Annotated in this window: 16 protein-coding genes and 1 other annotated feature; of the genes, 14 read left to right on the top strand and 2 right to left on the bottom strand. The window is 39.9% G+C overall.

The window, feature by feature from the left end; all coding sequences use genetic code 11:
- Positions 1 to 3: 3 nt before the first annotated feature.
- The 14 genes from minD to pheA all read left to right on the top strand — a co-directional run bounded on the left by minD (position 4) and on the right by pheA (position 12,634).
- Entirely contained in the window at positions 4 to 795 is a 792-nt protein-coding gene (minD, locus tag AC1TPB_RS08925) for a septum site-determining protein MinD (protein ID WP_482061489.1), read from the top strand.
- A gap of 5 nt (positions 796 to 800) precedes the next feature.
- On the top strand, positions 801 to 1,952 hold the full coding sequence (locus AC1TPB_RS08920) for an FtsW/RodA/SpoVE family cell cycle protein (protein ID WP_482076153.1): 1,152 nt from the start codon (positions 801 to 803) through the stop codon (positions 1,950 to 1,952).
- A gap of 676 nt (positions 1,953 to 2,628) precedes the next feature.
- Positions 2,629 to 3,390 carry a peptidoglycan DD-metalloendopeptidase family protein gene (locus AC1TPB_RS08915; RefSeq protein WP_482076152.1) on the top strand — a complete coding sequence of 254 codons (762 nt, stop codon included), beginning with the start codon at positions 2,629 to 2,631 and terminating at the stop codon, positions 3,388 to 3,390.
- Positions 3,383 to 4,264 (top strand): M50 family metallopeptidase, encoded by an 882-nt coding sequence (locus AC1TPB_RS08910; protein WP_482076151.1) that lies wholly within the window; start codon positions 3,383 to 3,385, stop codon positions 4,262 to 4,264. Before AC1TPB_RS08915 ends, AC1TPB_RS08910 begins: the two co-directional genes overlap by 8 nt.
- 33 nt (positions 4,265 to 4,297) lie before the next feature.
- Positions 4,298 to 5,509, top strand: a complete 1,212-nt coding sequence (locus AC1TPB_RS08905; RefSeq protein ID WP_482076150.1) for an Rne/Rng family ribonuclease — start codon at positions 4,298 to 4,300, stop codon at positions 5,507 to 5,509.
- A gap of 44 nt (positions 5,510 to 5,553) precedes the next feature.
- Positions 5,554 to 5,635 (top strand) — a sequence feature (ribosomal protein L21 leader region).
- Positions 5,636 to 5,651: 16 nt separating this feature from the next.
- Entirely contained in the window at positions 5,652 to 5,963 is a 312-nt protein-coding gene (gene rplU / locus AC1TPB_RS08900) for a 50S ribosomal protein L21 (protein WP_482061484.1), read from the top strand.
- Positions 5,964 to 5,974: 11 nt separating this feature from the next.
- Entirely contained in the window at positions 5,975 to 6,319 is a 345-nt protein-coding gene (locus AC1TPB_RS08895) for a ribosomal-processing cysteine protease Prp (RefSeq protein WP_482076149.1), read from the top strand.
- 16 nt (positions 6,320 to 6,335) lie between these two features.
- A complete protein-coding gene (gene rpmA / locus AC1TPB_RS08890) occupies positions 6,336 to 6,647 on the top strand; it encodes a 50S ribosomal protein L27 (protein ID WP_482061482.1) in 312 nt (103 codons plus the stop codon).
- A 150-nt stretch (positions 6,648 to 6,797) separates the two neighbouring features.
- Positions 6,798 to 7,532, top strand: coding sequence for a Spo0B domain-containing protein (locus tag AC1TPB_RS08885; protein WP_482076148.1), 735 nt, complete (start codon positions 6,798 to 6,800; stop codon positions 7,530 to 7,532).
- A 13-nt stretch (positions 7,533 to 7,545) separates the two neighbouring features.
- A complete protein-coding gene (obgE, locus tag AC1TPB_RS08880) occupies positions 7,546 to 8,886 on the top strand; it encodes a GTPase ObgE (protein WP_482076147.1) in 1,341 nt (446 codons plus the stop codon).
- Between the two features lie 114 nt (positions 8,887 to 9,000).
- The gene (locus AC1TPB_RS08875) at positions 9,001 to 9,438 is read left to right on the top strand and encodes an ACT domain-containing protein (protein ID WP_482076362.1); all 438 of its coding nucleotides are present in this window, start codon (positions 9,001 to 9,003) and stop codon (positions 9,436 to 9,438) included.
- A 49-nt stretch (positions 9,439 to 9,487) separates the two neighbouring features.
- Positions 9,488 to 10,774 (top strand): homoserine dehydrogenase, encoded by a 1,287-nt coding sequence (locus tag AC1TPB_RS08870; RefSeq protein WP_482076146.1) that lies wholly within the window; start codon positions 9,488 to 9,490, stop codon positions 10,772 to 10,774.
- A gap of 4 nt (positions 10,775 to 10,778) precedes the next feature.
- The gene (thrB, locus tag AC1TPB_RS08865) at positions 10,779 to 11,762 is read left to right on the top strand and encodes a homoserine kinase (RefSeq protein WP_482076145.1); all 984 of its coding nucleotides are present in this window, start codon (positions 10,779 to 10,781) and stop codon (positions 11,760 to 11,762) included.
- Positions 11,762 to 12,634 carry a prephenate dehydratase gene (pheA, locus tag AC1TPB_RS08860; protein WP_482076144.1) on the top strand — a complete coding sequence of 291 codons (873 nt, stop codon included), beginning with the start codon at positions 11,762 to 11,764 and terminating at the stop codon, positions 12,632 to 12,634. Before thrB ends, pheA begins: the two co-directional genes overlap by 1 nt.
- Before the next feature lie 37 nt (positions 12,635 to 12,671).
- On the opposite strand, the gene AC1TPB_RS08855 is transcribed toward pheA, so the two are convergent.
- Positions 12,672 to 12,800, bottom strand: a complete 129-nt coding sequence (locus tag AC1TPB_RS08855; protein WP_482076143.1) for a hypothetical protein — start codon at positions 12,798 to 12,800, stop codon at positions 12,672 to 12,674.
- 60 nt (positions 12,801 to 12,860) lie between these two features.
- On the bottom strand, positions 12,861 to 12,989 hold the full coding sequence (locus AC1TPB_RS08850; protein ID WP_482076142.1) for a hypothetical protein: 129 nt from the start codon (positions 12,987 to 12,989) through the stop codon (positions 12,861 to 12,863).
- Positions 12,990 to 13,261: the final 272 nt, after the last annotated feature.

Genomic DNA, 13,261 nt, shown 5'->3' with positions numbered 1-13,261 from the left:
AGAATGGGAGAAGCCATAGTTGTTACATCTGGAAAAGGTGGAGTTGGTAAATCAACAACATCTGCTAACGTAGGTACATCGCTTGCATTGTTAGGGAAGAAAGTAATACTCGTGGATACCGATATTGGTCTTCGTAATTTGGATGTTATTATGGGACTAGAAAACCGGATTATTTACGATATTTGTGACGTTGCAGAAAATCGTTGTCGCTTAGAGCAAGCGATTATTAAAGATAAACGTTTCGATGAGCTGTATATGCTACCAGCAGCCCAGACGAAAGATAAAGATGCGATTAAACCAGATCAAGTGGGTAAAATTGTGAATGAATTGAAGCAAACTCATGATTTTGTTATCATCGATTGCCCAGCAGGCATTGAACAAGGCTTCCGTAATGCGATTGCAGGTGCTGACCGTGCGATTATCGTAACTACACCAGAAGCGACAGCAGTTCGTGATGCTGATCGCGTAATCGGGTTGCTTGAGCAGAACAAAATACCTTCAAAATTAATTGTTAATCGTATACGTCCGGGTATGTTGAAATCAGGTGATATTCTTGATGTTAATGATATTTGCCAAGTGCTGGCAATTGATTTGTTAGGTATTGTACCGGATGATGAAAAAGTAATTGCTAGTGCCAATCATGGAGAGCCAGTTGCTTTGAATCCTGCTTACAAAGCGGCGATTGCCTATCGTAATATCGCTAGACGTATGCTTGGAGATATGGTTCCTTTGATGGTGCTTGATGAAAAAGTAGGTACTTTCAAAAAGATCAGAAAGCTTTTTGGAATGGGATGATATAGTTGCTTAATAAGATTAAAAAAATTGACTGGATGATCTTAATCATTCTTATTGGTTTAATGGCCTTCAGTTATATTGTTCTACGAAGTGCTACCCAAAATACGATATTGTATCATGGCTCTGAAAATAGGCAGTTAATGTACTATATTCTCGGATTTGCTGTTGTCATATTATTTGTGTTCATTGACTACCGGATCGTATTGAAATCATGGTGGATTCTCTATATTATAGGCGTAGCATCATTAATTCTTATATTTCCGTTTGGATCAAAAATTAATGGCGCTATTGGTTGGTTTTCACTTTTTGATGGGAAATTGTCCATTCAGCCTGCTGAAGCAGTTAAGTTATTTCTCATTGTCGGTATCGCCTATCTAATGGGTAGACGACAAGGTGAACAACTACGATTCCGTAGAGATATTATTCCTATCGGAATTTTTTCGATTATACCATTTGGACTTGTTATGGCCCAGCCTGATCTTGGTAATGCCATTATTTACTTCGTAATCGTTGTCGGCATGTTATGGATAGGTAATGTAAAGCATTGGCATGTACTGATTGGTATTGCAACCTGCGCAGTCATGATAGCAAGCATCTTATTTCTATTCAATACGTTCAATGAAGAAATTGAGAAATATCTTTTTGACCAAGATAAAAAACATTGGTATGAGCGAATCAATACCTTTTTGAATCCTAATGAAGCATCTTCTGATGCAAGTCATCAATCGGTAAACGCGATTCAAGCGATAGGTTCTGGGGGATTGTCAGGGCAAGGTTATCTTCAAGGTGGGATGAAAAATGGTGGTTTTATTCCGTATCCGTATTCAGATTCAATCTTTGCTGTTATTGGGGAAGAATTTGGTTTTCAAGGTGCAGCGATACTGTTACTACTATATTTCTTGCTAATTTACAGGATGATTATCGCCGCCTTCAATTGTAAAGATAGGCGAGCTTCGTATCTGATTATAGGGATTGTCTCGATGTTCGTGTTTCAAATTTTCCAAAACATCGGCATGATGATTGGATTAATGCCAATTACTGGGATTACACTTCCGTTCATTAGCTACGGAGGTACTTCATTGCTGATCAATATGTTTTGTATTGGACTTGTGTTTAGTATTAGATCGCATCAGCATATGTACGAGCTACCCGACTAAAATGAAGTTCAAAATTAGAGAAAGTTCAAAATCACGGACTGTGATCACGAGGTAACGCGCTGTAGCGTAGTCGGCATCGAATATGCCCTCCATCGAAAGCCTAGCATAAGCTTCCGTTGTATGTTTCTTGCAGAAACATTGTAGGTGCTCGCGCACCAATAAAGTACGCTGTGCTACTCGTTTCCGATGGAGTGCATCTTCTTGGCGGGAGACAGCACACGATTTTGAACCATATTTTAAGCCTCGTGAGAACAGTGATCGCTTGTGAACGCAGGCGTACACGTTGCTAAGTATTTCATAGTAGTCCTCCAATAAATGTGTGCTAGTCACAATATTTATTGGTGGGCTTTTTTTATTACGTGATGCTGTAGTGTCAAATTTGGTGTTACGGAGTGAAAGTTGCGCGATACGTGATGCTGTAGTGTCAAATTTGGTGTTACGGAGTGAAAGTTGCGCGATACGTGATGCTGTAGTGTCAAATTTGGTGTTACAGAGTGAAAGTTGCGCAATACGTGATGCTGTAGTGTCAAATTTGGTGTTACGGAGACAACGGAACCACTATGCTAGAACTAATTTCACTTGTAGTGTAGCTACAACGCTGAACCTGTCCATTTTTCTCGCCTTGTAGTGCATACTTGTGCGGTTCCATTCATACGTATTAGGAAGATGAATGGAAATGGAGTTGATTATGTTGAGTAAACGGCCATCAAATGTAGAGAATGATCCTGAAAAGTTTTGGAAGTTGAATGCAAATCCATGGGAGCATGGAGGCGACCAAAGTAACGCCCCAGAAGATCACGCTGTGCTAGCAGAAGGTGATTCCTCAAAAACGTATAGTTTTTTCAGACATTTAAAAATACAGACAATTATTGCATTGGTATTGCTCGTTGTTATTTTTGTGGCATCGCAGTTTTCAAACCCTTACATTGATAAAGGGAAAGTTTGGTTGAATCATGAATTACAAACATCAATCAACTTTGTAGCGGTAGCTAGCTGGTATGAAGATATTTTCTCGGGCTCCCCATCTTTTATTCCTAGCTTCGGTAATAAAAGCGAGCTAGCATTGGCTAAACATAATCAGAATGTTGAAGCGATTGCACCAATCCAAAATGGCATTCTTCTGCATTCATTTGCACAATTGCTTAATGGTGTGGAAATTGCGGGCGATTCGAATGCGGTAGTTCATGCGGTAGCAAAAGGGAGAGTAATTCTTGTAAGGGAGCAGCAGGATAGTGTAATTATTCAGCATGCTGATAATCGTATGTCAATATATACAAGGTTGAATGAAGTTAATGTGGAAGTTAGTGACTGGGTAGAAGCTGGAGCAAGCATCGGTAAGCTCGCACCTATTGCAGATGAAGATTATAGTGTGTTATTTCTAGCGATGAAGCAGGGGGAACAGTATATTGATCCGTTGGAAGTGATTTCAGTTGAATAAATGGCTGCAAATCAAATGGAGTCTTCATCCACTATTTATTATGATATTGTTAGCATCTATGCTGACAGGATATTTTCTTGAGTTAATCATTTTGTTTTTACTCGTTATTGTGCATGAATTAGGGCATATTGTTATGGCACTTGCGATTGGCTGGCGTGTAAAGGCAGTTAGATTATTACCTTTTGGGGGCGTAGTTGAAGTTGACGAGGGAAATGGTGCTTCGGCGAAAGATGAATGGCTTGTTGCTATTGCAGGGCCATTGCAAAATATTTGGATGGCTGCCTTTGCTTGGATCATGGGAGACTTGGGATTATGGTCATTAGAATGGACAAACTATCTTATTCAAGCTAATTTATGGCTAGCGGCGTTCAATATGCTTCCGATACTGCCGCTTGATGGTGGTAAAATAGTACTAGCTATGTTAAGTTATCGCTATCAATTTTTTAATGTTCTCCTGTGGACGGCTAGAATGAGTATTGTTTGTAGCATTATTCTCATTGGATATGCTATTCTTCCTGTTTTCTTGAATGTTCAAGGAATTAAATTGAATGAATTAATGATCGGAATATTTTTACTATACTCTAACCTGACCTATCATCGACATGTTCCTTTTTTATTTTATAGATTTCTACTATTTCGTGTGAAGCGTGTACATGAGCTTGAAGCTACGGGAGCACGAGTTGTGCCAATTTTAGCGCAATCAGAGCAAAGCTTATATGATGTGTTCAAAAGATTCAAACGAGAACAGCTGCATCTTTTATGTGTTGTCGATAGCACCACACAAGGAGTAAAATTATACTCTGAGCAAGAGACTTTGCAATATAGCTCAGATGGGATTAATCTTCATCGTGCAGTTGGAGAACTTTTCCGTTAAAATGAAAGAAACGGATAAAGGTGGTGACGAGAAATGAAGCAATTGCTTATCCATAGGGACGAAGCTCATACTCAAGCAGCGCTATTAGTGGATGGACAACTGACGGAATTCTTCGTGGAGCAAACAGTAGGACGTAGCTTAGTAGGAAATTTTTATAAGGGCATCGTGCAAAATGTATTGCCTGGTATGCAGGCTGCATTTATTGACATTGGTATTATGAAAAATGCATTTATTTATGTAAATGATATGCTTGATCCTAATATGGATAAACAACCTCAAGAGAAGCCAACCATTTCTCAAGTTACCTATCCCGGTCAAGAGCTTATAGTGCAAGTAGTGAAAGATCCTTTTGGCAATAAAGGTGCACGTGTAACGACTCATTATAATTTGGCAGGAAGATGGCTAGCTTATATGCCCTATGCAAATTATATTGGTATATCCAAAAAAGTTGTAGATGAGCATGAAAAGGAGCGTTTGCGGCAAATGGCAGCTCAGCTAATCGCTAATAATGAAGGAATTGTTATGCGAACGGCGGCTATTGGTGAAACGATGGAATCATTACAGTCAGACGTATCGACTCTTCGTCATTTATGGAAAGAGATTTCTGAAACGTCTGAAAAGGTGCAGGCACCGTATTTGCTTCAGAGTGAAGAACAATTGCTACAGCGTATCTTTCGTGATCTATATCAATCAGATGTTGATGAGATTTGGGTAAGTTCACCCGAGCTTCAAGCTGAAGTTCAGCTTATTATGAAACTGATTGCACCGCAACAATTACCGAATATACGGAGCTTTGTACAGCAACAGCATAAAGTTATTTCAGAACATGGCGTGCACAAACAATTGATGACAGCTTTTGGACGTAAAATCCCGCTTGAAAACGGGGGCTATATTATATGGGAAGAGACCGAAGCGTTAACGGTTATCGATGTGAATACTGGCAAATTCGTTGGTCATAATAATTTAGAAGATACATTGTATCAGACCAACGCTGAAGCAGCACAGCTAATCGTTAGATTGCTACGTTTACGAGATACAGGTGGTATTGTAATTATTGATTTTATAGATATGGAGCATGAAGAAAATCGTAATCGTATCTACAAAATTTTATATGATTCTGTTAAATTCGATGGAGCGAAATGTGTTGTCTTTGGTTGGACAAGGCTTGGATTAATGGAATTAACACGTAAAAAAACTCGAGATAGTTATACTTCAAAACTATTACAAGAAATTCAGTTGAAGTAATAGGCTACTTATGATACAATGTTTTGGTGTATTGTTCACAAATGTGAATGATGCAAGTACCGCACGAGTCGGGTTTAAGCTCATTGGAAACAATGACACCTTGATTAGGCGAGTCTTCGACAAATAAGGAGGTGCACCAACTATGTTCGCAATTATCGTAACTGGTGGTAAACAGTATAAAGTTCAAGAAGGCGATGTAATTTACATCGAAAAGCTTGATGGTAACGAGGGAGAAAACATTGTTTTTGACCAAGTTCTAGCTGTATCAGGTAGCAACGGTTTTGTTGCAGGTACTCCAACTGTATCTGGCGCTAAAGTGTCAGGAAAAGTGGAGAAACACGGCAGAGGTCAAAAAATCATTGTTTACAAATACAAAGCGAAAAAGAACTACAAACGCAAACAAGGTCATCGTCAACCGTACACTAAAGTAACAATCGAAAAAATCGAAGCTTAATAGGAGCTAAGATGATTACGATCACTATTGTACGAGAAAACGATAACAATCGTATTGCATCATTCGCTGTTGAAGGACATGCTAATTATGCGAAACACGGTAAAGACATTGTCTGTGCAGGTGTATCTGCTGTATCGGTTGGTACAGTGAATGCGATCGAAGCGTTAGCGGGAGTTGAGCTTCCAGTTAAGATGAAGAATGGCTGGTTATCTTCTCCTATTCCGCGAATCGCGGATCAAGTAGTGGAAGATAAGCTTCAGTTATTGCTTGAGTCTATGATTGTGATGCTTGATTCGATCGCTCAATCATATGGTGATCATGTATCGATACATGATCGCAATTCAAATAACAGTTAAGAAGGAGGGACACTAGATGTTGAAATTAAATCTTCAGTTGTTCGCATCCAAAAAAGGTGTAGGTTCTACTCGAAACGGTCGTGATTCTCATTCTAAGCGTCTTGGCGCTAAACGTGCAGACGGTCAAGTCGTTTCTGGTGGTAGCATTTTGTACCGTCAACGTGGTACAAAAATTCACCCTGGAACTAACGTAGGTATCGGTAAAGATGATACGTTATATGCTATGATTGACGGCGTGGTTAAGTTTGAACGTTGGGGTCGTGAACGCAAAAAAGTGAGCGTATACCCAGTTGAACTAGCACCAGTTGCTGCAGCAGTAGAAGCTTAATAACGAACGTAAGTAGCCCCTTCCAGCATTGCATGGTCGGGGCTATTTTTCAATAATGGTATAATAGGTAGTTTAAAATTGCTGACTGTGATCACGATTTTGAATTTTCATTAGAAGTAGTCATGTGAATTAAAGAGGTGGATTTGCTAGATGGAGCAATGGTACGTATGGCGACGTTGGCTATGGCTTACTGCTTTTATACCTGCAATATTAATCTTCGTTTGGCCTAGTCACAGTTGGATGAATCTACTTGCATTAATTTGGGTAGCAGCTATTGGTGCTATTTATTATTATGTGGAGCAGAAGATACACAAGGAACAGCTATCGTTGACGTTAAAATCAACACATAAGCAATGGATTTCAACGATGAATCATCATCGTCATGATTGGATGAATGATCTACAAGTACTATTTGGTTATATTCGACTTGGCAAGCAAGAGCGTATTACTGAATATGTAGAACGAATAAAGGGGAAGATGTTAGCGGAGAGTTCAATCTCAAAGCTAGAGGAACCTTATCTTGTTAGTTATCTAATTGGCTTTCGAACGATTCCGAGTAATTTCATTTTAGAAGTTAGTTTCGTCTCTAATGAAGAACAACGATCGATGACTATAGAGAATGAGCAAGTAAGCGAGATTATTATATCTATTATATCGGCGTATCGATTGTATGCAGATATGGATATGTCATCAGAGCCGATTCTCCAATTACAATTTGAGAACAATCAAGATCATTTGAAAATACATTTTACATTTAATGGTAGTTTGCGTAATAAAGAGTTGTGGCAACAAAAAATAGAACAGCAGTTGAATGGCGCTAGATCTGTACAAATCATCGGTGCATTATCAGTCGAGCAAATTGATTTGCAGATAACTAGAGCGTGAACGGAGGCAAGTCATGTTTGTTGATAAGGCTAAGATATTTGTAAAAGGCGGCGACGGTGGTAATGGTCTAATTTCATTCCGACGTGAAAAATACGTTGAAAATGGTGGGCCTTATGGTGGTGACGGTGGTAATGGCGGTAATTTAATCTTCCGTGTAGATGAAGGTTTAAGAACGCTTATGGATTTCCGTTATCAAAAACACTTTAAAGCTGACCGTGGTGAACGTGGTAAAGTTAAAGGAATGCACGGAGCAAGTGCGGAAGATACCATTGTACGTATTCCTCCTGGTACAACCATTACTGACGATGATACAGGGGAAATAATTGCCGATCTTACGAGACACGGGCAACAAGTTATTATTGGTAAAGGTGGTCGTGGTGGTCGTGGTAATATGCGATTTGCGACGCCAACTAATCCAGCTCCATATATCGCGGAGAATGGTGAGACTGGTGAAGAACGCTGGGTAGTTCTTGAGATGAAGGTAATGGCAGATATTGGCTTGGTTGGTTTCCCAAGCGTAGGTAAGTCAACATTGCTTTCCGTCGTTTCTGGAGCGAGACCGAAAATTGGTGCGTATCACTTTACAACAATTTCACCCAATTTAGGTGTAGTTGAAGTTGGTGACGGAAGAAGCTTTGTTATGGCTGATCTTCCTGGATTAATTGAAGGTGCTCATGAAGGAATTGGACTTGGTCATGAGTTTTTACGTCATGTAGAACGTACTCGTGTTATTATTCATGTTATTGATATGTCAGCGACAGATGGTCGTGATCCATTTGATGACTGGATTAAAATTAATAATGAATTAAGTCTTTACAATGAGAAGCTAGCTGACCGTTTGCAAATTATTGCAGCTAATAAAATGGACATGCCACAATCTGCGGATAATATGGAAATTTTTTTAGAGCAATTGAAAGAGTATGACGGTGAAAAAGAGCATGTTATCGTTCCAATATCTTCATTAACTCAAGAGGGTATTAAAGATCTTCTTTATAAAGCTGCGGATGTACTTGATATTGTTGAGAAGCAACTTGCTGAAGAGCAAGCACAAGACATTGTAGCTGAAGAAGGCGAGCAACGTAAAGTGTTCAAATTCGAGCGTAAACAAGAAGCGAGCTTCAAAATTTCTCGTGAGAATGAAGATTTTGTGCTTGAAAGTGAAGCAGTGGATCGCTTTATGAAACGCTTTAATATGACGAGCTATGATGCTGTTATGAAATTTGCACGTATGTTACGTAATATGGGTGTTGATGAAGAGCTTCGTAAACGCGGGGCGAAAGATGGCGATACGGTTCGTATTGGCGAATTCTCTTTTGAATTCTTCGAAGGTTCAGATTATAATCCAAATAGCTAACGATGAAAAGGCGACTAAGGTCGTCTTTTTTTTGTACAGCCTATTGTAATTAAATCGTATATTCGATATAATGTCCACTATAAGAGAACAAATGTCTTTTCTAGGAGGACAATGATGACTGCTCGATTTTTTGTCGTCCGAGAGGATATTTTGCCCGAGGCGATCATAAAGACGATTCAGGTAAAGGAAATATTGAAAAGTGGAAAAGCACATACGATCAATGAAGCAGTTGAACAAGTGGGATTGAGTAGAAGTGCTTTCTATAAATACAAGGATGGTGTGTATGCATTAGCTGAAATGGCTAGGGAGCAAATTATTACGATAGCGATGGACTTAGAACACCGATCGGGTATATTGTCTAGCGTGCTTAGTATCATTGCTACACATGGTGGTAATTTACTTACTATGAATCAAAGTATTCCATTACAAGGCTATGCCAATGTAGTACTTTCTATAGATGTTTCTGGCTTATCAAAGGATATTGAACCATTTGTACAGTTGTTGAAGGGGCAGGCTGGGGTACGTCATGCGGCAGTAATCGGTCAGGGGTAGGTAGTATAACAACAACCACGGTAATAAATTTAACTCTGGAGGGATATAGATGAAACCAATTAAAGTAGGACTGCTAGGTCTAGGTACTGTAGGTACTGGTGTTGTTCGTATCGTGGAAAATCACCAAGAGGATTTGCATAATCAAGTAGGAAGCTCTATTGAGATTGTAAAAATACTCGTTTCCAATGTGAACAAAGCCCGCAGTATTGAAGTTGATCGTGAAAAATTAACAGAAGACGCTTGGGAGATTGTTCGTCATCCCGAAATCGATGTAATAATCGAAGTGATGGGTGGAACGACAGATACAAAGGATTATATCGTTGAAGCACTTAATCTTGGTAAAAACGTTGTTACTGCCAATAAAGACTTAATGGCGCTATACGGAGCGGAATTATTAGAAATTGCACAACGCAATGGATGTGATGTGTACTATGAAGCGAGTGTAGCTGGTGGAATTCCAATCATTAGAACACTTATTGATGGTTTCTCCTCAGATCGCGTTACAAAAATAATGGGTATCGTCAATGGTACAACAAACTTTATATTAACTAAAATGACGCAAGAAGGTGCATCTTATGACGATGTACTAAAAGAAGCACAAGCACTAGGTTATGCGGAAGCGGATCCTACAAGTGATGTCGAAGGACTTGATGCAGCGCGTAAAATGACGATTTTAGCGCGTCTTGGTTTCCATACAGCTGTTTCTTTGGACGATGTTTCTGTTAAAGGAATATCTACTGTTACAAAAGAAGATATTCAATATGCGAAGCAACTTGGTTATCAATTGAAATTACTAGGTATCGCTGAATGTGATGAAAATCAAGTGAGCGTATCCGTTCAGCCTACTATGGTGAGAAATTCTCATCCTATCGCTTCAGTTAACGGTGTATTCAATGCGGTGCTAGTATATGGTGAAGCTGTAGGTGAAACGATGTTCTATGGCGCAGGTGCGGGTGAAATGCCAACAGCTACATCTGTCGTAGCTGACCTTGTTGCAGTAAGTAAAAATATTAAGCTTGGTATTAGTGGTAAACGAGTAAATACAGCGTATAAACAAACGGTGCTGAAAACAGATGATCAAATTTCTTCTAAATATTTCTTGCTGCTTAAAGTTGCTGATCGTGCGGGAGTGCTTGCTCGTATTACGCAGGAATTTGCTAATCATGAAGTCAGCTTAGAATCTGTATTGCAACAGCCTAACGAAAATCAAACTGATGCTGAGATTATCGTCATTACACATGATGCTAGCAAAGCCGCTATTCAAAATGTACTTTCATCATTCAATGCAATTGATGTTATTCATGAAGTGAAGAGCGTATATCGAGTAGAGGGATAAGTATATGAACAAAATAGAAAAACAATCGGTAGTTGTGAAAATTCCAGCCAGCACTGCTAATTTGGGTCCAGGCTTTGATGCATTAGGTATGGCTTTATCATTATATGCATGGTTAGAGCTTACTGTAGCGGAGCAAACAGAGATTCATTTATATGGTGATGGTATGGAAGGTATTCCGACAGACCACAATAATTTGGTATATAAAGTAGCGCAATCGGTGTTCGCTAAGGTGGGGATACCAGAGCAAGCGCTGAAAATAAGTATGTATAGCGAGATTCCGTTAACTCGTGGCTTAGGGAGCAGTGCATCAGCAATCGTTGGTGCACTAGTAGCTGCCAATGCGTTGCTTGGAAACAAATTAACGCCGGACGAGCTATTCCATATGGCAACTGAGCTAGAAGGACACCCAGACAATGTAGGAGCGTCAATCTTTGGTGGTATTGTCATATCTTCATGGGATGAAGTGACAGCTCCATACGTGAAGCTTACACCTCCTAGTACGCTTGAAACGTTAGTCATTGTACCGGATTTTCAACTTTCAACTGAAAAAGCAAGACATGCTTTGCCAGCTCAATATAGTAAAGCTGATGTTGTCTTCAATATAGGTCGTAGCTCGCTACTTGTCGCAGCATTAGCGTCAGGTCAGCTAGAATTAATTCGCTTTGCAATGCAAGATCGCGTGCATCAGCCATATCGTGCAGCATTAATTCCTGGAATGGAATATATTTTGGAGCATGCTACAAACAAAGGTGCACTAGGAGTGGCGCTTAGTGGTGCAGGGCCTACTTTAATTGCATTTGTTGATTCACAAAGTACGCAGCAAGAGGAACTTGAACAATTTTTACTTGAGTGCATGAAGAAGGAGGGCATTACAGCTACTACGATGTGGCTATCTCCTGATATTTATGGCGCGCGAGTCATTTACGAATCTACTACGCAAGGTGAAACAATCGCGTTTATGGATTTGGTTAAAGGAGAAGGACACTAATGAACACTGTAGCTCTATTGCCAGCAGGATCAGTATCAGACGAAGCAGCCAAGTTATTTTTCAATGAGGACTCGGTGCAATGGAAGCATCATCGTATGATTGCCGATGTGTTTCGCTCAACTGTGGATAGTATTAGCAATTATAGCGTTATTCCGATAGAAAACACGATTGATGGTTCAGTAAGTTTACATTTAGATTGGCTTGTTCATGAGGTAGATCTACCTATCCAAGCGGAATGGGTATATCCTTCGAATCAAAATCTTATCGGTCGTCGTTCAGAGTTATTAACTGATTCGGGGCAGTTAGATTATTCGAAAGTAACAAAAGTAATTAGCCATCCTGTCGCGATGTCGCAATGTCTTAACTTTATTCGCGAAAATATACCACATGCTGCAACGGAGCATGTAAGTAGTACGGCGGAGTCAGTGAAGATTGTGGCAGATCATCCAGGTGAAGGTATCGTGGCGATTGGGACAAAGACGGCTTCCGTTAATAATCAATTAGATATATTAGTGGAATCAGTTACCGATCATAATAACAACTACACGCGCTTTTTCTTAGTTGGTGATAAGCCATATACAGCTCGTGAGAGTAGTAATGTGAAAACAAGCATTCTTGTTACACTACCTGAAGATTATGCTGGTGCGTTGCATCAAGTGTTATCAGCGTTTGCGTGGAGAAGAATTAACTTATCACGAATCGAATCACGTCCGACGAAGAAGAAGCTAGGTAGTTATTATTTTTATATTGAAATTAACTTTTCGCTTGAGGAGTTTTTACTACAATCTGCCTTGCAGGAAGTGGAAGCGATTGGGTGTCAGGTGAGGGTGTTAGGGTGCTACCCAAGCTACAAATACGAACAACTCTTATAGGTAGTTCAAAAAATGGACTTTGATAACGATGAGTATGCTAACGTAGCATATTCGACATCGCATCTGAAACGAACTTGGAAAGTACGGTTCGCATGTACCAATTACGTACATTTGCGCTTCCGCCTTTCTCAAGTAACGTTTCACCTGCTCGGTTCTGAAAGCCCATTTTTTGAACTCTTATTGTAATAGGTAGTTCAAAAAATGGACTTTGATAACGATGAGTATGCTAACGTAGCATATTCGACATCGCATCTGAAACGAACTTGGAAAGTACGGTTCGCATGTACCAATTACGTACAATTGCGCTTCCGCCTTTCTCAAGTAACGTTTCACCTGCTCGGTTCTGAAAGCCCATTTTTTGAACCCTTATTGTAATAGGATGCTCAAAATCGCGGACTGTGATCACGCGGATTATGCTTCGTAGTTGATTCGGCGGCGAAGATGCCCTCCATCGAAAGCCTGCGTGTGCTCGTGTACCAATAACGTACACTGTGCTACTCGTTTCCGCTGGAGTGCATCTTCTTGGTGCTGACAGCCCACGATTTTGAGCTTTTATTTGAAGCCTCGTGTACGCCTATCGTACACGAGCGGGCATTGTTTTATAGTTTGTGGGAATGTTAAAAATTA

This window comes from Paenibacillus sp. Y951 (assembly GCF_056786395.1).
This window is presented reverse-complemented; position numbering and strand designations above follow the sequence as displayed.